We start from the raw sequence: 19,608 nt of genomic DNA, 5'->3' as shown, positions 1-19,608 counted from the left end.
ACCTCCAGACTTGCATGCGACGGCGGGCCGCACAACTGTCAGGGGCGGGCTTCTGCGCCCTCTTCGGCAGATGCCTCCTCCTCGGCGTCCTCCTCAAGCCCTTCCACGAAGTATTCCTGGGCCATATCCACAGCCACCGCCGTGGACGAGGGCAAGACCGGTGCGTAGGAGCCTGTGTCTTCCACCGAAACACCCGGACGCCGGGTCATCCGCCAAAACGCATAGCCCGCCACCGCCGTCATCAGGAGAGCGATGTAGACGAAAAAGCCAAGCGGCCCGATCAGCCCCATGAACCAACCGGTCACGATTGGCCCCGCAATCGCCCCCACCCCGTTGATGAAGATCAGCCCGCCCGAGGCGGCGGCCATGTCATCAACCTCCAGAAAGTCGTTGGTATAGGCGATGAGCAGCGCATAGAGCGGGTTGCTCATGCCCCCGATCATGAAGCCCGCAACGAGCACGGCAACGAAGGCCCCGCCAAACACCAGCCCGAAGGCCCCGGCGAGCGCACCGCCAATGCCGAGCATGGCAATCAGCAACCGCCTGTCCATCCGGTCGCTGACCCAGCCGATGGGATATTGCATCAGTAGCCCGCCAACGTAGATCGAGGCCACGAAGGTGGAGGTTTCCACCACCGAAAAGCCAGCCTGCGTGGCAAAGACCGCCGACATGCCGAACATGGCGGCATAGACCCCGCCAAGCAGGAAGGCGCCCACCATGCCAAGCGGCGACACGTGGTAAAGCTCGATCAACGAGAGCGGCTTGGTGGTGTCAAACGCGGGCGTGGGCTGCACGCTCAGCAAAATCGGTGCGAAGGAGATCGAAACCAGCACGCTCGGGATCACGAAGAGCACAAAGCCGGTCGGGTCGCCCGCCACTAGCAGGAACTGCGCCGCCACGATCCCCACCATCTGCACGATCATGTAGAGCGAAAGCGCCTTGCCGCGGATGTCGTTGGTCACCGAGTTGTTCAGCCAGCTCTCGGCGGTCACGTAAACGCCCGAGAAGCAAAAACCGATGATCACCCGCCCCACCATCCAGGCCCAGGGGTTGGCCACCGTCGGGTAGAGGATCAGCACCGCGCTGATAAAGCTGCCAAGCGCCGCAAACACCCGCACATGGCCGACCCGGCGGATCATCTCCGGCGCCATCCGGCTGCCGCCAAGAAAGCCCACGAAATAGGCCGACATCACGAATGACATCTGCAGGGTCGAAAACCCCTCCAGCGAGCCGCGGATACCCAGCAGCGTGCCCTGCACACCGTTGCCCACCATCAGCAGCATCACGCCGATCAGCAGCGCCCAGGTACTTGCGATCACCTTAATCATTATCCGGCCTTTCCTTGCTTCGCCCCAGATGGCCCATCGGCTCCGGGGGTAACCGCTTCACAGCGACACGCCCTGTCGTTATTCGCCCGGCAGCAGCAGCGAGCTGTCGCCATAGCTGAAGAAGCGGTATCGCGCTTCTATGGCATGGCGGTAAATTTCGCCTATCCGCTCCTGCCCCATCAGCGCCGAGACCAGCATCATCAGCGTGCTCTTGGGCAGGTGGAAATTGGTCATCAGCGCGTCTGTCAGCGCAAACTGAAAGCCGGGGTAGATGAAGATATCGGTCTCCCCCTGCCACGGCGCAATCCGGCCCGGGCCCGCGGCCGCGCTCTCGATCAGCCGCAGCGCGGTGGTGCCCACGGGGATGATCCGCCCGCCCGCCGCCTTGGTGGCGTTGATCTCATCGGCCGCCTGCGCCGTAACCTCGCCACGCTCGGCGTGCATACGGTGGGTTGTCACATCCTCCACCGTCACTGGCAAGAAGGTGCCCGCCCCCACGTGCAGCGTCACCTCCGTCAGCCCCACGCCCATCGCCTCGATCCGCGCCAGCAATGCGGCGTCGAAATGCAGCGAGGCGGTCGGTGCGGCCACAGCGCCGGTATGTTTGGCAAAGACCGTCTGATAATCCTCGCGGTCGGCCTCATCGGCGACCCGCCGCGCGGCGATATAGGGCGGCAGCGGCATCGCGCCGACCTGCTCCAGCGCCGCGTCAAAGGCCTCGCCCTCGGCAGAAAACCGCAGCCGCACCTCGCCCCCGTCGCGGCTGAGCACCTCGGCCTTCAGCCCGGCGCCAAACTCCACCACTTCGCCCGGCTTCACCTTGCGGGCGGGCCGCGCCAGCGCCAGCCACTCGCCGCCCGTGCCCGGCTCCAGCAGCGTCACCTCCACCCGCGCCTCAACCATGCCTTGCGCCGAGTCGCGCCGCCGCACACCCGAAAGCCGCGCCGGGATCACCTTGGTGTTGTTCAGCACCAGCCGGTCGCCGGGCCGCAGGTAGTCGCAAATATCGCCCACCCCCCGGTCATCAATCCAATCGGCCCCGGCCACCAACAGCCGTGAGGCCCCGCGCGGATAGGCGGGGCGCACGGCGATCAGCTCTTCGGGCAGGTCAAAATCAAAATCATCCAGCTTCATGCCCGCGCCCTACAAGCGCCAGCCCCCCCGACACAAGCCCCAACCCGAGCCGCCTTGACCAAAAATCAAGGTTAACGCCCCCCTGCTCATTTTCTTGCTGAAAGTATCCCGGGGGGTGCGGGGGGCTGGCCCCCGCTGATCGTGTGGTGCGGGGGGCTGGCCCCCCGCTAATCGCTTGGTGCGGGGGGCTGGCCTCCCACCGGTGACACGCCCCACCGATGGCGCGGCGCAAAGCAGGAGGGCCGCCCGGATTGGCCCAGCCGCCTAATTCGCCAGCCTCGGCGGCGGCTGGCGGAAGATCTCGCGGAAGATCCCCGGAGTCAGCACCGACAGCGGGTTCACGCTCACCTTCGGGCCCGCCGCCGGGCCGGTCATCTTGTAGTTGAAGCCAAAGAACCCTTCGCCGCGCTTCGAGATGATCCGCCCGATCCCGTTGACCACGTAGATCGGCGAAAACACCCCCTGCACCGACATGTAATCGCGGTTCATGTCGTAAACCCCTGCCATCGAAATCCCCACCGAGGGGCCAACGGCGGAGCCGTGGTTGATCTGCACCGCATTGGGGGTGAGCCGGAAGTTGACTACCGTGTTCGCCAGCAGCAGGCCCGAGCCGTTGAGCTGCTCCACCAGCCCGACAACCGAGATCGCGTTGAGCAGCGCGGCGAGGCCGGGGGCGCTCTGGACCCGTACGTTCTGCACCTTCAGCTCGCCATTGTATTGCCCCGGTTCGGCGCGGGGCACCAAGGTCAGCTGCATCGCCCCACCCCGGCCCTTCCTGAACAGCCCGGCGGCCCGAAACACCCGCCCCGCATCCTGCGAAGAAATCCGCACCGCCGTCTTTCCGCGCGAGGGCACCAGCGTGCCCGAAACCGGCGCCGCGCCGTTGACGGTGCCGGTGAATTTGCCGTTCAGCCCGCCCCGTGTCTTCAGCTCGGCGCGAAAGCCGCGCAGCGAGATGCCGTCAGAAATGATCAGCCGGTCGAGCGAAAGGTTCATCGGTGCGCCCGCCGTGCCCCCGCCGCCGCCCTGGGCAAAGGAGGTGCGGCGGATGTCGACCCAGCCGCCGCGCACCGTCACTGCCGGGGTCACGCCCTTGCCGCGCCCGGTCAGCGTCACCGGCGCGTCAATCCAGCGACCCGCCTTCACCCGCGAAAATTCTGCCGTGCGCAGCCCGCCGCCCGGGTTCAGCCGCACCCGTCCCTCTGCCGAGAGGCCGGGTGCCGAGATCGACAGGCTGTCAATCGAGGGCGGCTCGCCAAGCTGGCCTGACACCTGAAGCGAGCCCTTCGTCGCCCGCCCCTTGCTCCACGCCAGCTCGCGGATCGTCAGCCCCATCCGGTTGAGATCGGAGTGCAGGCTGAAACGCGGCGCGCGGCCCCGCTCCAGATCAATGGTGAACTGCCCGGTGCCCGCGCCCGACACCATGCCCTTGGGCAACCCGATGTTGAACCTGTCCACAAAGGCCTGGCTGAGCTCGATCGTGCCTTCCACCCGGCTCGGCTGCGGCCCCGGCTTGTCGATGGGCTGCACCCAGGCGGCGGTGATCGGCAGGCCCTCGATCCGCCCCGGCCCCTCGATCACGATCTCCTCGCCGTGAGCCAGCACCTCCAGCCGCTCGGCGGTGAGCGTGCGCCCGGGCACCACCTTGGTCGAGCGCACCCCGGTCAGCACGCCGCCAACGCGAAAGTCGATCAGCTGCTGCGGCACGTCCTTGATCAGCGGAAAGCGGATCACCCCATCCAGCGCGGCGCGGCCCTCGGCCATGTCCACCGGCTGATCGGCCTTGGAGATAAACCGCCACGGCTCCTGATCGAGAATCGAGAGCACCGCCGTTGCACTGCTTTCCGAGAGCAGATGCACCTCCATATCGGCCGGCTCCTTGTGCACATCCGGCACCCGCAGCACCGTGCCCGCCACGTCGATCCGCCCGCCCTCCGGCGCGTCGATATGGCCCGCGTCCAGCGACATCGTATAGGCATCCTCGGAGATCGAGGAGTAGCCCGTCGCGCCCTGCACCGGCGGCAGCGTGGGCAGCACCAGAACCTCGCCGCCCTTGAACTCATAGACAAGGCTCACAACCGGGCGCGCCTCGCCCGGCTTGGCCCTGAGCGCGCCCTTCACGTTGAACAGCTCGCCCGCCTGCACCCGCTCGGAAATCCAGTCGCGGGTCTTGGTGGCCAGCCCCAGCGGCCAGAGCGAAAGCAGCCGCTCATGGCCGATCCGGTCCACCTCCACATCCACCGCCGCCTCCCAGCCTTCGGGCACCGGGCGGGCGCGGCCCCGGGCGCGGATCGTCACATCCTCGCCCTCCAGCACCATCTGGCCGATCCGCAGGTTGAACGGGTCGAGCGAGAGCTTTAGATCAAGCGCGCCAGAGGGAAAGCTGAGGCCCTCGGCAAAAATGCCTGTCGGGTCCAGCCGCACCTCCGAGAAGGCCAGCTGGCCCACAAGGTCGGTCGGCCAGCCGGTGGCCTCCATGCCCTCAAGATAGGCCTGCCCGCTGGCGGTGAAGGCCCCGTCAGGTGCCGCGAGGCGCAGCTCGTCAAACACCAGCCGGGCGGCGTCTGGCTGATAGCGAAAGTAGCTGCGCCCGCCGTCCAGCGCGATGGCCGCCTGCCCCTGCCCCGGCTCGATGCTGCCCGCCCCGATCTCCAGCTGCCCGGCCAGCTCGGCCAGCGTTCCAGCCTCATCCACCTTCGCCCGCATCGCCCCCGAGATCGGCGCATCGAGCAGCGCGAGGAACGCGGTGGCGGGGCTCAGCGTGCCCACGTCCTGCGCGCCCACGCCCTCGATGTTCGCGCCCAGCTCGGCAGCGGTGGAGCCCTTCTGCGAACTGAAGGTGAGTGCAACCGTGGCCGGGGCGACCTCAAACTCGGCCCGCTCCTCGGCCCCCTCCGGCACCTCCTCGCCCGCCAGTTGCAGCGCAAGCCGGGCCGAAACCTTCTCGGCATCCTGCGCAATCACCAGCTCGCCGTTGTAAAGCACCCACTCCCGCCCCGAGCGGGCATCGGCAAACTCCAGCACCAGCTGATCGGCGCGGATTTCCTCGATCGGCTGAAAGCTGGGCAGGGCCAGCATCGCATCCACCCGGGCCAGCAGTTCGGCAAGGTTGCCCGCGCCCTGCCAGTTCAACTCCGCGCTGCCGAGCCGCAGATCAAAGTTGCCCTCCCGGTCGCGCGAGGCCTGCATCGCCGCGCCACTGATGATCACCGCACGCGGCTGCACCTGCCCTTTCAGCAAGGCGCCCTTGTCAAGCGTCGCGCCCAGCGCGGGAACATGGGCAATATGGCTGCCATCGGCGGCGCGAATATCCACCTCGCGGAAGGTGACACGGGGCAGCGCGGTGCGCTGAAAGATCACGTAGAGCCCGCCCATCTCCACCGTGGCTCCGCCGAGCCCCTCATTCAGCCGTGCCTCCACCCGTTCGGCCAGCCACTCCGGCGCGGGCAGTTCCCGGCCAGCGGTGAGCAGAATGGCGAGGATCACGGCAACCACGCAGAGCACGGCCACGTCGAAGGCCCAGATCAGCGGCTTGGCCAGCAGTCGGCGTTTGCGGATGCGCCGCCGCGGGCGAATGGGGGCATCGTGGCTGTCTTCGCCGGTGTCGTCGGGCCGGTCCAGCGCCCCGTCCCGGCGCAGCGCGGCCACCACCTCGGCCCCGCCCGTCACCGGCACCTCCGCCGCACCGAGGGCGGGGGCGGCACTTTCGGCGGGCAGCTCTGCCTCCAGCCCAATCTTTTCCGGCGTCAGCAGGAGCGGCCCGCACAGCGTGCCCTCCGCCGGGTCTGCCGCGCCCAGTGGCTGCAACGGCGTGCCCTCGCAGGGGGCCGCAGGCCCCAGCCGCATGGCGGCCTCCTGCGCCGCTGCCAGCCGCTCGGCCTCGGCGGCGGCATCAAACCACCGCGCGCGCTCTTCGAGCGGTGCCTTTTCGGGCATGTCCTTCGGCGGGCTCATCGGCCTTCTTTGTCCTTGTGTCCCGGCGCTCTGGCCTGTCTGCTCTTAAGGCCCATATTCGCAGGAGCGGCGCGGTTTGAGAAGCGCCTTGAACAGGAGAGAAGACGCAATGGACCTCACTGGCCAGACAGCCCCCGATTTCACCCTGCCCCGCGACGGCGGCGGCGAGCTTGCCCTTTCTGCCCTGCGGCCCTCTGCCGTGGTGCTTTATTTTTACCCGCGTGACGATACGCCGGGCTGCACCACCGAGGCCATCGAGTTCACCGCCGCGCTGGAAGAGTTCGAGGCGGCAGGGGCCAAGATCGTCGGCGTCAGCCGCGACACCGTGGCCAAGCACGAAAAGTTCATCACCAAGCACGAGCTCGGCATTCCGCTGGTCGCCGATGAAGACGGCGCGGTTTGCGAGGCCTATGGCACATGGGTCGAGAAAAACATGTATGGCAAGAAAAGCATGGGCATAGAGCGCTCCACCTTCCTGATCGACGGCGAAGGCACGGTGGTGCGCGAGTGGCGCAAGGTGAAGGTCAAAGGCCACGTCGAAGAGGTGTTGGAGGCGGTGAAGGCGCTCTGAGCGTCGCGGCGCCACCCTGCACGGAATCAAGCCGAAGGCGCCGTGCAGCGCCGACCCGCCCCCCGGGGCGGCGCCTCCGCGAGGCAGGCGCGCCCCACGAAGGGAAGAAGACCACGGCACCATAAAGTGCCACGGACAGCCGTTGCATACGCCACCCCGCGGGTCGGCGCTGCACGGCTTCCCCCCGCCACCCACCTCCCCTAGAACCCCCGCATGACCCAGACCCTCGCTGCCCTCGCCACCGAAGTTCTCACCTGCCCCGAGGGGCGCGGCAAGGCCGAGCTGTCGCGCCGCAACGCCGCCCTCTGGCTGGCCTCCCGCGACGCCGATGCGCCGCTGCCGCTGGGCAAGGCCGCGCCGCCCGATGCCCCTGCCCGCCCCGCCAAGCCCGCCCTGCTCGACCCGCGCGACGTGCCCCGCCGCCGCCCCGGCACCGAGGCGGGCCGCAAGGCCATTCTTCACGCCGTCGCCCATATCGAGCTGAACGCCATCGACCTGCACTGGGATGTTGTCGCCCGCTTTACCGACACGCCGATGCCGCTCGGCTTTTATGACGATTGGGTGCGCGCCGCCGATGACGAGAGCCGCCATTTCATGCTGATGGACGATTGCCTGCGCGAGCTGGGCATGGGCTACGGCGACCTTGATGCCCACGCCGGCATGTGGCGCGCCGCCGCCGACACCGCCCATGATCTGCCCGCCCGCCTCGCCGTGGTGCCGATGGTGCTCGAGGCCCGTGGGCTCGATGTAACCCCCGGAATGATTGAACTTTTCTCCAAGGCCGGGGCCACATCCGCCGTCGCGGCGCTGAAGGTGATCTACGCCGAAGAGGTCAGCCACGTTGCCTATGGGGCCAAGTGGTTCAACTGGCTCTGCGGGCGCGACGGGCTGGACCCGAAAGAGGCGTTTCACACCCTTGTGCGCCGCTACTTTCCCGGCGGGCCCAAGCCGCCCTTCAACGAGGAAAAGCGCGCCGAGGCCGGGATGCCACCAGACTTTTACTGGCCGCTGGTCGAGTAACCCGCGCGCCCTGCACGGCGCCGCTCCGCGTCAGCCTGCCGCAGATGATATTTCACAGGGCAAATAATCGGCAAGAATTCGCCGAATCACACCCTCCTTTCCGGCGTTAACCCTCTTGTGCGGGCAGCAAAACTTGCCATCAGCAAGCCGGGTGGGGTAACAGGGCTGCAATTCGTTTGGGCGGCTGGGGGCCCGGCGGACGTATTTGGGGTACGGGAACAGGAACGGATCATTGAAAGCACGCGTCTTGCATCGCCTGCACAGCGCCCTTGAGCGCCACTTGCCCGAGCAGCGGCTCTTTCTGCGCTCGGACACCGAGACCCGGTTCATCCGGCTCAAGCCCGAGACGCAGCTGATTGCGCTCGCCGGCTCCGCGCTGGTTGTCGGCTGGGCGATCATCGCCACCGCAGTTCTGTTGATGGATTCGATCGGCTCCGGCTCGTTCCGCGAGCAGGCCAAGCGCGAACAGCGCAGCTACGAGATGCGCCTCAACGCCCTCTCCACCCAGCGCGACGCCCGCGCCGAAGAGGCCGCCGCCGCGCAGGAGCGTTTCAACGCCGCGCTGGCGCAGATCTCGGTGATGCAGTCGCAACTGCTCGCCTCCGAAGATCGCCGCCGCGAACTGGAAACCGGCATCGGCGTGGTGCAGGCCACCCTGCGCCGCACCATGAAAGAGCGTGACGCCGCGCTTGAGGGGCAGGCCGAAGCCATCGCCACGCTCGAAGGCGCCACCGGCTCTGCCAAAACCACCGACGGCCGCCTGACTGATGTGGAAGGCACCGTCGACTTCCTCACCGAGGCCCTGCAAAGCACCGCACGCGAGCGCGACGCGATGGCCGACACCGCCGCTGCCGCCCGCGAAGAAGCACAGGCCCTCGCCTTCGAGCGCGAGCTTATTCTGGACCGCAACGACCAGATCTTCTCTCAGCTCGAAGAGGCGCTCACCGTCTCCGTGGCGCCGCTCGACAAGATGTTCCGCGACGCCGGGCTGCCGCCCGACCAGCTGATCTCGACCGTCAAGCGCGGCTACTCGGGCCAGGGCGGCCCGCTGACCCCGCTGACCTTCTCGACCAAGGGCATGCCGCTCGACATGGGCCAGAGCCGGGCCAACCGCATCCTCAAGGGGCTCGAGCGGATGGACCTCTACCGCATCGCGGCCACCAAGGCCCCCTTCTCGATCCCGGTGAAAGATTCCTACCGCTTCACCTCCGGCTTCGGGCCGCGCTGGGGCCGGATGCACAACGGCACCGATTTCGCCGGGCCGAAGGGCACACCGATCTACGCTGGCGGCGATGGTGTCGTCACCTGGGCCGGGCGCCGCGGCAGCTGGGGCATCCTGGTGACGATCCAGCACGAATTCGGCATCGAAACGCGCTACGCACACATGAGCAAGGCTCGCGTAAAAGTGGGCCAAAGGATCTCGCGCGGCGATCGCATCGGTGATATGGGAACCACCGGTCGGTCCACCGGCAACCACCTCCACTACGAAGTCCGGGTCGGCGGCAAGCCGGTGAACCCGATGACCTACATCAAGGCAGGACAAGATGTTTTCTAAATCCAGGATCAACGAGCCTGGCTCCGGCGCAAGTGCCGAGCCCGGAAAATCCACCACAGCCGACAGCTCGGGCAGCAGCAAGCAGCCCACCACGCCGCCCAGCAGCGCGCCCGCATCGGGCAGCAGCAGCGCTGGCTCAAGCACGCCAAAAGCCAAGCCGCCCGCGTCGACCCTGTCGTCCGATCTCACCATCGTCGGCAACATCAAGACCACCGGCGACATCCAGATCGAGGGCACCGTGGAGGGCGACATTCGCGCCCACCTGCTGACCGTCGGCGAAGGTGCCACCGTGCGCGGCGAATGCCTCGCCGATGACGTTGTGGTCAACGGTCGCGTGGTTGGCCGTGTGCGCGGCCTCAAGGTGCGCCTCACCTCCACCGCCCGCGTGGAAGGCGACATCATCCACAAAACCATCGCCATAGAGAGCGGTGCCCACTTCGAGGGCTCGGTGCAACGGCAGGACGACCCGCTCGCCTCCGGCACCAACGCCGCCCCCAAGCCGCTCCCGACCCCGGAGGCCAAAGCCCAGGGCTGAGTGGTTTGAACCCCAAGATCGAAAGGGCGCCTTCGGGCGCCCTTTTTGCGTTCAGGGGCCTCGCTGCGCTCGGGGCCTTCGGTGGCCTCGCTGCGCTCGGGAGGCCACAGCCTTGCGACGGCAGCGCCACCTGATCGGCTGTAGCGCCCGTTGTGCCGATGGTCTTGGATATTTTCAGCAAGAAAATGAACATGTGTAGCGACTTGCAGCGGCGGGGTTCTGCGCTCATACCTCGGCGACATGGTTCAGGTTCTCTCCATCTCCGGCACCATCTTTGCCCTGATCGCCCTTGGCTGGCTGCTAGTGCGGCGCGGCGTGTTCAACACCTCCGCCCTCGACGTGCTGGGGGCCTATGTGGTCACCTGCGCCCTGCCCGCGCTGATCTTCCGCGCGGTCTCCTCCCGCCCCGTGGGGGAGACCTTTGACGCGGCCTACCTGCTGGTGCTGCTCCTCACCTCGCTGGGCCTCTTTGGCGGCGGATACTGGCTCTTGCGGCGGGCCTTTGGCTGCTCGCCCACTGCGGCGACCTTCGGGGCGATGGGGATGAGCTGCGCGAACTCCGGCTTCGTCGGCTACCCGATGCTGGGCCTTGCCCTGCCCGATCTGGCCGAGCATGCGCTGGCGCTGAACATGAGCTTCGAAAACCTCGTGATGATCCCGCTGGTGCTGGCGCTGGCCGAGGCCGAGAAGGCCCGCGCCGGGGGCAGCGGCACCGCGATTGCCCCGCTCATCGCCCGCCGCCTTGCTACCTCCCCGGTGATCCTCGCGCTCTTTGCCGGGCTCGCCGTGGCCGCGCTGCGCCTTCCCCTGCCGCAGGTGGTGACCGGGCCGGTGAACATCGTCGCCAACTCTTCGGCCGCCGTCTCGCTGGTGGTGATCGGCGGCGGGCTGGCGGCCCTCACCCTGCGCGACCTGGGCGCGCTGGCCTGGACGATCACCGCCGCCAAGCTGCTGGTGATGCCCGCCCTCGCCTACGCCCTGCTCGCCGCCCTCGCCGCGCTCGGCCTCACCCCGCAGCCCGCCGCCCTGGGCCCGGCCCTGCTGGTGATGACAGCCCTGCCCGCGATGTCGATCTACCCGGTGCTCGCCCGCCGCTACGGCGAGGTAACAACACCGGCCGCCGTGCTGCTGCTGCAAACGCTGGTCAGCTTCGTCACGCTCACAGCCCTTCTGGCGCTCCTGGGCTTGCCACAGACCCCGGCGGGTGGATGAGCGCCCGCTCGTAAAGGTGCCAGGTGGCGTGCCCCAGCACCGGCAGGGCGATGAGCAAGCCTAGGAACCACGGCAGCATGGCCGCAAAGAGCAGCCCCGCCAGCAGCGCCGCCCAGGCGAGCATCACCAGTTTGTTCTCGCGCACCACCGCGAGGCTCACCAGCATGGCGGTGATGAAATCGACCTCCCGGTCGAGCGCGAAGGGGATGGAAACGACGGTGAGCGCGTAGAGCAGCAGCGCCACCACCGCGCCAAAGAGGATCTGCACCGCGATCAGCCGGTAGCCTTCCGGCGTCATCAGCGCGCTCAAACCGTCGGTGATGTTGATCAGGGCCCGCGGGCCGAGGAAGACGGCAAAGAGCATATGGGCGAAGAAGGTGTAAAACAGGAAGTAGATCACGATGATCGCCCCGATCCACGGAATCTGCCGCGCCCGCTCGCGCCAGACCCTGAGCAGCACCCCGTTGCGCCCCCCAAAGGCCAGCCGCTCGCCCCGCGCAAGGCGGCGGGACACCACGTAAAGCCCGACAGCCGCGAAGGGCGCGATGAGCGGAAAGCCGAGGCTGAGGATCAGCACCGTGGCGACATGGCCGAGCGAGAGCTTGACCATGGCAAAGCCGCCCAGCGCGTAGACCAGCGCGAAGAACAGGCCAAACTGCGGTGCACGGGTAAAGTCCCGCCAGCCGGCGGCGAGGGCGGCGCGCAGGTCGGCAAAGCTCAGCCGGGCAACCTCCGGCTTTGGGGCGGCTTCGGCATATGTGGCGTCAAGCATGTATCCTCCATCCATGCTCGCGCGTTTCCGCCGGTATTTGCCCCCAAACCCCGGCCCGGTTCAAGGGGCTGGCTCCGGCTTCAGACGGTGACGAGAGGCGTGCTGCCCCCCGGACCCGCCAGCTGATCCTTCGGCACGACCGTCTGGAAGATCGGCAGGTCGGCGTTGCCCGGATTGGGCTTGCAGTAGACAAAGAGCGACCGCACCCCAACGTTTGCCGTGCCATGGCCGGTGCGATGGGCGAGGCCGTTGCCGATGGGCAGGTTGAAGTTGACGTTCACTTTCATGTCCGATCCGCCATCGAGCGTGGCGAGATGAGGCTGCATCTGGGCCGTGTTGAAGGCGCGCATGAGGGCTGTTGCCATGTCGAGGGCAGACATCGTCGAGTGGCGGCCCACCTCAGGCGAGGGCAGCGGATGCTGCTTACGCTGGCTGTTGCTGTGCACCCAAGTGCCATCGGGGTTTTTCTCATGGTAGCTGGCGTTGAGGTCGCTCTTCCTGCCGTCGTAAACATGCGCCTCTACCCGCGCTTTCTGAAACAGCGGGTGCGAAGCCAGCTCACCCTCGACCCCATGTTTGGCCGAATGAGCCGCAGGGCCGCTTGGCGCGCTCACCGGGTTTGAGAGCAAGCGGACCAGTTCATTGATGGTCCAGGTCCGTCGTGCGTATGGCATGGAAGTCCCCCCTAGGCATTTCAATTGCGGCAGGGTGGGGTGCGGTTGACCTTAAGTCAAGATCAGCCCGGAGCCTTCGCTGGCCAATCGGTAGCGGCGTGATAGGCCTCGGCCAGCGCCAGGAGCGCCCCATCAGCTCCGCGCGGCCCCATCAGCTGCACGCCTGCGGGCAGGCCGGCTGCGCCGAAGCCGGCGGGCAGGTTCACCACCGGCAGGCCGATGAGCGAGGCGGGAACCACGCATTCCATCCAGCGGTGGTAGGTGTCTGTGGCCACGCCCGCCACCTCGCGGGGCCAGTCGATCCCGGCGTCGAAGGGCCAGACCTGTGTGGAGGGCAGGATCACCGCGTCATAGCGGGCAAACATCCGGGCGGCTGCGCGATACCACTCCGAGCGGATGGCGCTGGCCGCCAGCACCTCCGCCGCCGAGAGCGCCCTGCCCTGCTCGATCTCCCAGATCAGCGCAGGCTTCAGCTTGCCTGCATTCGCCGCATCGTCCAGCAGCGCGCCCTGCTTGGCGGCCACCGCCCAGGCCCGCAGCGCCACCCAGCTCTCCCAGAGCTTCGCGGCGGGGAATGGCGGGGCCACCGGCTCCACCACAGCCCCCAAGCCCTCAAACAACGCTGCCGCCGCCTCCCCGCGCTCCAGCAGCCCCGGCTCCATCGGCCATGCGCCGCCCCAGTCACCCAGCCAGCCGATGCGTTTGCCGCGCGGGCCTTCGCCGCCGGGGGTGAACGCCGCGCCCGTCGGCTGCAACGGGTCTGGCCCGGCGATGACGCCGAGCAGCAGGGCGAGGTCTTGGGGTGTGCGTGCCATCGGGCCGAGGGTGGAGAGCGGGTGCAGCATCATCTCCCCCACCGGATCGCCCGGCACCAGCCCGTGGCTGGGCCGCATGCCATAGACATTGCACCAGGCCGCCGGGTTGCGCAGGCTTCCCATCATGTCGGAGCCATCTGCCAGCGCCACCATCCGCGCCGCCAACGCCGCCGCCGCCCCGCCGGAGGAGCCGCCCGCCGTGCGCGCGCCGTCATAGGGGTTGCGTGTCACCCCGAAGACCGGGTTGTAGCTGTGCGAGCCAAGCCCGAACTCGGGGACATTGGTCTTGCCGATAAAGATTGCCCCAGCCGCTCGCATGCGCGCGGCGATCAGGTCATCGGCCTTGGGCAGGTGATCGGCATAAACCGGGCTGCCCCATGTGGTGCGCAGGCCCTTCGTTGCAACGAGGTCTTTCACCGCCATCGGCAGGCCCCAGAGCGCGCCACCCGGCCCCGCCGCCTCCGCCGCCCGCGCCTCGGCCAGCAGCGCCTCCTCGTCTCGCAGGGAGACAATCGCGTTGATCGAGGGGTTCACCTCGGCCACGCGGGCCAGCGTGGCCTCCATCACCTCCACCGGCCCCACCTCGCGCCGCGCGAGCGCCCCTGCGAGCGCAACAGCGGAGAGGTCGGTGAGCGCCATCAGCCCTCGGCCTGCGCCTCGCTCCGGCTCTTGCCGGACACGTCCATCGCCAGCGTCGCGGCCATGAACTCGTCCAGATCGCCATCAAGCACGCCGGAGGTGTCGGAGGTTTCGTGGTTGGTGCGCAGATCCTTCACCATCTGGTAAGGCTGAAGCACGTAGCTGCGGATCTGGTTGCCCCAACCGGCGCTGCCCTTGCTCTCATGAGCGGCGTTGATCGCCTCGTTCCGCTTGTCGAGCTCCATCTGGTAGAGGCGGCTCTTCAGCGCCTTCATGGCGATGTCGCGGTTCTGGTGCTGCGATTTTTCCGAGCTGGTCACCACAATGCCGGTCGGCGCGTGGGTGATCCGCACGGCGGAGTCGGTGGTGTTCACGTGCTGGCCGCCCGCGCCGGAGGAGCGGTAGGTGTCGATCCGAATGTCGGCCGGGTTCACCTCGATCTCGATGTTGTCATCCACCACCGGGTAGACCCAGACGGAGGCAAAGGAGGTTTCCCGCGTGCCCTTGCCGAAGGGGCTGATGCGCACGAGGCGATGCACGCCGCTCTCCGACTTCAGCCAACCATAGGCATTGGTGCCGCTGATCTTGTAGGAGACCGATTTGATCCCCGCCTCGCTGCCTGCTTCCTCGGATTGCAGCTCCACCTTGAAGCCGCGCTTCTCGGCCCAGCGCACATACATCCGTTGCAGCATCTGCGCCCAATCGCAGGCCTCGGTGCCGCCCGCGCCCGCGTTGATCTCGAGGAAGGTATCGTTGCCATCGGCCTCGCCGTTCAGCAGCGCCTCCAACTCCTTGGCGGCGGCGCGCTTTTCCAGCGCGATCAGGGCGTTCTCGGCCTCGGTCACAACATCGGCGTCCTCTTCCGCCTCGCCCATCTCGACCAGCTCGACGTTATCTTCCAGCTCCTGAGAGATGCCGTTGTAGGTGTCCATCGCGTCCACCAGCATCTGCCGCTCGCGCATCAGCTTCTGCGCCTTGGCCGGGTCATTCCACAGGTCCGGGTCTTCGGTGCGGGCGTTGAACTCTTCCAGCCGGTGCTGGGCCGTTTCAAGGTCCATCCGCTGGCCCAGAAGCTCCAGCGATTTCTTTACCGCCTCTACCGCGTTTTGCGCCTCGGCCCGCATGGGGAAGTCCTTTCTGCTCGTTCGATCTGCCTGATACCGCGTGGGGCGGCCCGGGGCAAGAATGGTGGAAGGGGTTGTGGGCTGGGGGCCGTCGGGCGGGCGCCAGCCGCCTATAACACGCCTCCAGTGGGGCCAGCTCCCCACACCAAGCCTTTAAGCGGGGGGCCAGCCCCCCACACCCCCGGGGAATATTTCCAGCAAGAAAATGAGCAGGGGTGGTGCGGGCGGCGGCGCGCTGCCCTCAGTAGAGCCCGCCCGAACTCAGCGAGCCGAAGCTGGCCTTGGGCGCGATCCGGGCCTTCTTGCCGGTGGAGGTTGTCACCGTGCGAGCCTCGCCGCTGTCTTCCTCGCCCTGCGCGAACATCGGCAGGTTGGCCCCCATCGCAAAGCCCCCGTCGAGCATGGCGGCCATGCCGAAGATCGGCTCTTCGCCCTCGCGGAAGTACTCTGCCACCACGTTGGGGCCAGAGGCACCGTCAGACAGGCGGGCGCCGGTGAAACGGTCAATCTTCACAAAATAGCCGCCCGGCGGCACCTGAAACTTGCCGGCACCGTATTTGGCGATGGCACTCTTCATGAAGGCGTTGAACACCGGCGCGCACATGCCGCCGCCCGAGGCCCCCGGCATGGTGCGGGGCCGGTCATAGCCGATGTAGCAGCCCGCGGCGATGGTGTTGGTAAAGCCCACAAACCACACGTCCTTGGCGTCGTTGGTGGTGCCGGTCTTGCCCGCCACCGGCACGCCAAGGCTCACCGCACGCCGCGCGGTGCCGCGCTCGACCACGCCGCGCATCATCGAGGTGAGCTGATAGGCGGTGATCGCATCAATCGCCTGCTTGCGGTTGGCAGTGATCTTGGGCAGCTCGCCCGGCGCCAGCGAGGCCGTTTGGCAGCCATTGCAGATACGCTGATCGTGGCGATAGATGGTGCGGCCCCAACGGTCCTGCACCCGGTCCACCAGCGTCGGCTCCACCCGCTCGCCGCCATTGGCGAACATCGAATAGGCCGAGACCATCTTGAACAGCGTCGTCTCCTGCGCCCCCAGCGCATTGGCGAGGAAGGGATCGAGTCGGTCATAGACGCCGAAGCTCTCGGCATAGCTCGCCACGGTTTCCATCCCGACTTCCTGCGCAAGGCGAATGGTCATCAGGTTGCGCGATTGCTCGATACCGGTGCGCAGCGGCGTGGGGCCGTAGAACTTGTGGCTGGCGTTCTTGGGCCGCCACACGCCCTGCGGCGTGTTGATCTCGATCGGCGCGTCCACAACGATGGTGGCCGGGGTGTATCCCGAATCCAGCGCAGCGGCATAGACGAAGGGCTTGAACGACGAGCCGGGCTGGCGCGTGGCCTGCGTGGCGCGGTTGAACACCGAATGCTGGTAGGAGAACCCGCCCTGCATGGCGAGCACGCGGCCGTTTTCAACGTCCATCGCCATGAAGGCGCCCTGCACGGCAGGCACCTGCCGCAGCGTCCAGCGGATGAAGGCACCGTCCTGCGTCATCCGGCGCACATGCACCACGTCGCCGACCTCGAAGTTCTCGTGGAAGTTGCCCCGCATCCAGGCGATGTCCTTGCGCGGCACAACCGGCGGCTCCGGCCCGTCCATCGCCACCCCCTCGATCCCGAGGCCAAGCTCATTGTCGCCAACGCTGAGCACCACGGCGGGCAGCCACTCGCTTTCCAGCTCAACATCACGCGCGACTTCAACCGAGGCCAGCGCCTCGCGCCACTTGGCCTCATCCTCCAGCAGCGCGGTGTCTATGGTTTTGCCCGTGCCACGCCAGCGGCCAAGGCCACGGTCATAGCGCTCCAGCGCCCGCTGAAGCTCCATCGCCGCCTTCTTCTGCAACTCCGGGTCCACCGTGGCGCGGATCGTCAGGCCACCGCCAAAAAACTCGTCCTCGCCAAAGTTGCGGGAAAGCTGGCGGCGGATTTCATCGGTGAAGTAGTCGCGCGGCGGAAGCGCCTTCTTGAAGCTGTCGTAATCGCCGTTTTGCACCGATTTCAGCGGCATCAGCCGCTCGGATTGGTAGGTTTCGTAAGAGATGTAGCCGTTCTCATACATCTCCTTGAGCACGAAGTTGCGCCGGTTGGTCGCCAGCTCCTTGTCGCGCACCGGGTGGTAGTTGGAGGGCGCCTTGGGCAGTACCGCCAGATAGGCCGCCTCATGGGGCTCCAACTCGGCCAGCGTCTTGTTGAAGTAGGTCTGCGCGGCGGCGGCCACGCCAAAGCTGTTCTGCCCGAGGAAGATCTCGTTCATGTAGAGTTCGAGGATCTTTTCCTTGCTCAGCGCGGTCTCGACGCGGGAGGCGAGGATGATTTCCTTGATCTTGCGCTCGGCGGAGCGGTCGGACGACAGCAGGAAGTTCTTCATCACCTGCTGGGTGATCGTCGAGGCCCCGCGCAGCCGCCCGCCCTTGGCGGCGTCGACGGCGGCGGCGATCATGCCCATCGGGTCGTAACCCTTGTGGGTGTAGAAGTTCTTGTCTTCCGCCGAGATGAAGGCCTGTTTCACCAGATCGGGGATTTCGCTGGAGGGGGCATACAGCCGGCGCTCATGGGCAAATTCATCCATGATCCGGCCTTCACCCGAGTAGATGCGGCTGATGGTCGGCGGGGTGTATTGCGCAAGCTGCTCATGGTTCGGCAGATCGCGCCCATAAATCCAGAAAATCGCGCCAAGCATCAGCGCGCCAAAGGCGGCGCCTGTGGTGATCAGCGCGAAAAGCCCGCCGATGATGCCGGTAAAGAATCTGAGCACGTGCCCTGCTCCATGTCTGCTCCGAGGCCAAGTGTATAGGGCATGGGGGCCAGCGAAGCAAAAGAGATTGCATGACAAATTCGGCCATTTGCCGCGCAGCCGGTCACGGTTTTGCGAGCCTGTGCCTCCGCGCTGCAAGGCGCTTTCGTGGCGAGCGCTCTGCGGGCCACCCCGGGCGAAGAGGCCGCAGCGCGGGCAATGCGCCCGCGCTACTGCCGGATCAGCGCCCTCAGCCGCGCGTCTTCTGCCGCCCAATTCGCCACCGCTGCGGCAATCCCGTCGGCCGCCTGCTTGCGCCACGCGGCGCTTTGCAGCTTCTCCAGCTCACTCTCGGTCGAAAGGAAGGCCGCCTCCAGCAGCACCGCCGGAATGTCGGGCAGCTTCAGCACCGAAAAATCCGCCTGCCCCCGCGCATGCCGGTGCAGCCGCACGCCCTGCGCCCTGAACCCGGCCACCACCGCCTCGGCCAGCGCCTCGGTGCGGGGGGCGGTTTCGCGGCGGGCGATCTCCATCAGGGCCTGCGCCACCTGATCATCAGTGCCGCTCAGATCGGCCCCGCCAAGAATGTCCTCCCGGTCGTGCCGATACGCCAGCTTGGCCAGCGCCTCCGAGCTTGCCTCATCCGACAGGGTATAAACCTGCGCACCCCGCGCGATTCCCTCCTCCACCGCATCGGCGTGGAGCGAGATGAACAGATGCGCCCCGGCGCGGCGGGCGATGGTGAGGCGGGTTTCGAGGGAGACAAAACTGTCATCCTCCCGCGTCAAAACCACCTCGTAATCCCCTGAGCGCAAAAGGCTTTCGCGCACGTCGCGGGCAAAGGCGAGCATCAGGTCGGCCTCTGTTACCCCGCCGCGCGTGGCGCCCGGGTCCACCCCGCCGTGGCCGGGATCGAGCACCACCACCATGGGGCCGCCCGCCTCCGGGCGTTTCTTGGGCGGCGCGCTGGCCGAGGGGTTGGGGAACACATCACTCGGCCGCTCGCCGCGCTTCACCTGCCCGGCAAACTGCGCCTCGCTGACCGGCTCCAGCGCCACCTCTACACGGGCCGAGCCATCGGCAGCGCCCGTCACCATATGCACCGAGCCAAAGCCGAGCGGGCGCGAAAGTTCGGCCACGAGCCGGGTCCATCCGGGGCCAACGCGCCCGCTGCGCAGGGCCACCACCTGCTCCAGCGACGAAAGGTCTGGCTGACCCAGCGGCGCAAAATCCACCTCGCGGAAGTCCACCACCAGCCGGGGCGGATCGGCCAGCAGCCGCACGCGGTAGGGCACCGGCTGGCTGATCGTCAGTTTCAGCCGCACCCCCTGCCCGCTTTCCTCCACACCCGAGCGCGCAGGATCAATCCGCGCCAGCGCCGAGAAGTCCTGTGCCCGCGCCGGGCCAGAAGCCATCACCGCGCCCCAGAGCGCGAAAGCCATGAAAAGGAGTGCTGCCCGCATCCGCCCTGCCTGTTTTGCCCCGTTCTACACGAGCCACCTTGGCCAACCAAGGCCTGCCCGCTCACGGCTTGG

The 19,608-nt window shown here is 67.4% G+C and carries 14 protein-coding genes; 5 read left to right on the top strand and 9 right to left on the bottom strand.

The window, feature by feature from the left end:
• Window positions 1-38: 38 nt before the first annotated feature.
• The 3 genes from FHY55_RS08225 to FHY55_RS08215 all read right to left on the bottom strand — a co-directional run bounded on the left by FHY55_RS08225 (window position 39) and on the right by FHY55_RS08215 (window position 6,416).
• Window positions 39-1,328 carry an MFS transporter gene (locus tag FHY55_RS08225; RefSeq protein WP_140013725.1) on the bottom strand — a complete coding sequence of 430 codons (1,290 nt, stop codon included), beginning with the start codon at window positions 1,326-1,328 and terminating at the stop codon, window positions 39-41.
• Window positions 1,329-1,406: 78 nt separating this feature from the next.
• Window positions 1,407-2,462 (bottom strand): tRNA preQ1(34) S-adenosylmethionine ribosyltransferase-isomerase QueA, encoded by a 1,056-nt coding sequence (gene queA, locus FHY55_RS08220; RefSeq protein WP_140013724.1) that lies wholly within the window; start codon window positions 2,460-2,462, stop codon window positions 1,407-1,409.
• Window positions 2,463-2,726: 264 nt separating this feature from the next.
• Complete coding sequence (locus FHY55_RS08215) at window positions 2,727-6,416, bottom strand: AsmA-like C-terminal region-containing protein (RefSeq protein ID WP_140013723.1); 3,690 nt, start codon at window positions 6,414-6,416, stop codon at window positions 2,727-2,729.
• A gap of 109 nt (window positions 6,417-6,525) precedes the next feature.
• On the opposite strand from FHY55_RS08215, the gene FHY55_RS08210 reads away from it, so the two are divergent.
• The 5 genes from FHY55_RS08210 (at window position 6,526) to FHY55_RS08190 (ending at window position 11,309) form a co-directional block, all read left to right on the top strand.
• Window positions 6,526-6,987, top strand: coding sequence for a peroxiredoxin (locus tag FHY55_RS08210; protein WP_140013722.1), 462 nt, complete (start codon window positions 6,526-6,528; stop codon window positions 6,985-6,987).
• A 213-nt stretch (window positions 6,988-7,200) separates the two neighbouring features.
• A complete protein-coding gene (locus FHY55_RS08205; RefSeq protein WP_140013721.1) occupies window positions 7,201-8,007 on the top strand; it encodes a ferritin-like domain-containing protein in 807 nt (268 codons plus the stop codon).
• A 232-nt stretch (window positions 8,008-8,239) separates the two neighbouring features.
• Window positions 8,240-9,562, top strand: a complete 1,323-nt coding sequence (locus FHY55_RS08200; protein WP_140013720.1) for a M23 family metallopeptidase — start codon at window positions 8,240-8,242, stop codon at window positions 9,560-9,562.
• The gene (locus FHY55_RS08195; protein ID WP_140013719.1) at window positions 9,552-10,097 is read left to right on the top strand and encodes a polymer-forming cytoskeletal protein; all 546 of its coding nucleotides are present in this window, start codon (window positions 9,552-9,554) and stop codon (window positions 10,095-10,097) included. The genes FHY55_RS08200 and FHY55_RS08195 overlap by 11 nt, the downstream gene beginning before the upstream one ends.
• A 240-nt stretch (window positions 10,098-10,337) precedes the next feature.
• A complete protein-coding gene (locus FHY55_RS08190) occupies window positions 10,338-11,309 on the top strand; it encodes an AEC family transporter (protein WP_140013718.1) in 972 nt (323 codons plus the stop codon).
• On the opposite strand, the gene FHY55_RS08185 is transcribed toward FHY55_RS08190, so the two are convergent.
• The 6 genes from FHY55_RS08185 to FHY55_RS08160 all read right to left on the bottom strand — a co-directional run bounded on the left by FHY55_RS08185 (window position 11,257) and on the right by FHY55_RS08160 (window position 19,536).
• The gene (locus FHY55_RS08185; protein WP_140013717.1) at window positions 11,257-12,081 is read right to left on the bottom strand and encodes a DUF2189 domain-containing protein; all 825 of its coding nucleotides are present in this window, start codon (window positions 12,079-12,081) and stop codon (window positions 11,257-11,259) included. The two genes, FHY55_RS08190 and FHY55_RS08185, sit on opposite strands and share 53 nt — an antisense overlap.
• An 80-nt stretch (window positions 12,082-12,161) precedes the next feature.
• On the bottom strand, window positions 12,162-12,755 hold the full coding sequence (locus FHY55_RS08180; protein WP_140013716.1) for a hypothetical protein: 594 nt from the start codon (window positions 12,753-12,755) through the stop codon (window positions 12,162-12,164).
• A gap of 62 nt (window positions 12,756-12,817) precedes the next feature.
• Window positions 12,818-14,209 (bottom strand): amidase, encoded by a 1,392-nt coding sequence (locus tag FHY55_RS08175; RefSeq protein WP_140013715.1) that lies wholly within the window; start codon window positions 14,207-14,209, stop codon window positions 12,818-12,820.
• On the bottom strand, window positions 14,209-15,333 hold the full coding sequence (prfB, locus tag FHY55_RS08170) for a peptide chain release factor 2 (RefSeq protein WP_140013714.1): 1,125 nt from the start codon (window positions 15,331-15,333) through the stop codon (window positions 14,209-14,211). Before prfB ends, FHY55_RS08175 begins: the two co-directional genes overlap by 1 nt.
• Window positions 15,334-15,574: 241 nt before the next feature.
• On the bottom strand, window positions 15,575-18,094 hold the full coding sequence (locus FHY55_RS08165) for a penicillin-binding protein 1A (protein WP_371707558.1): 2,520 nt from the start codon (window positions 18,092-18,094) through the stop codon (window positions 15,575-15,577).
• A 209-nt stretch (window positions 18,095-18,303) separates the two neighbouring features.
• Window positions 18,304-19,536 (bottom strand): N-acetylmuramoyl-L-alanine amidase, encoded by a 1,233-nt coding sequence (locus FHY55_RS08160; RefSeq protein ID WP_140013713.1) that lies wholly within the window; start codon window positions 19,534-19,536, stop codon window positions 18,304-18,306.
• Window positions 19,537-19,608: the final 72 nt, after the last annotated feature.

Source organism: Oceanicola sp. D3, from assembly GCF_006351965.1.
GTDB lineage: Bacteria > Pseudomonadota > Alphaproteobacteria > Rhodobacterales > Rhodobacteraceae > Vannielia.
The sequence above is the reverse complement of the archived record's forward strand: the minus strand, read 5'-3'. Positions and strand labels throughout refer to the sequence as shown.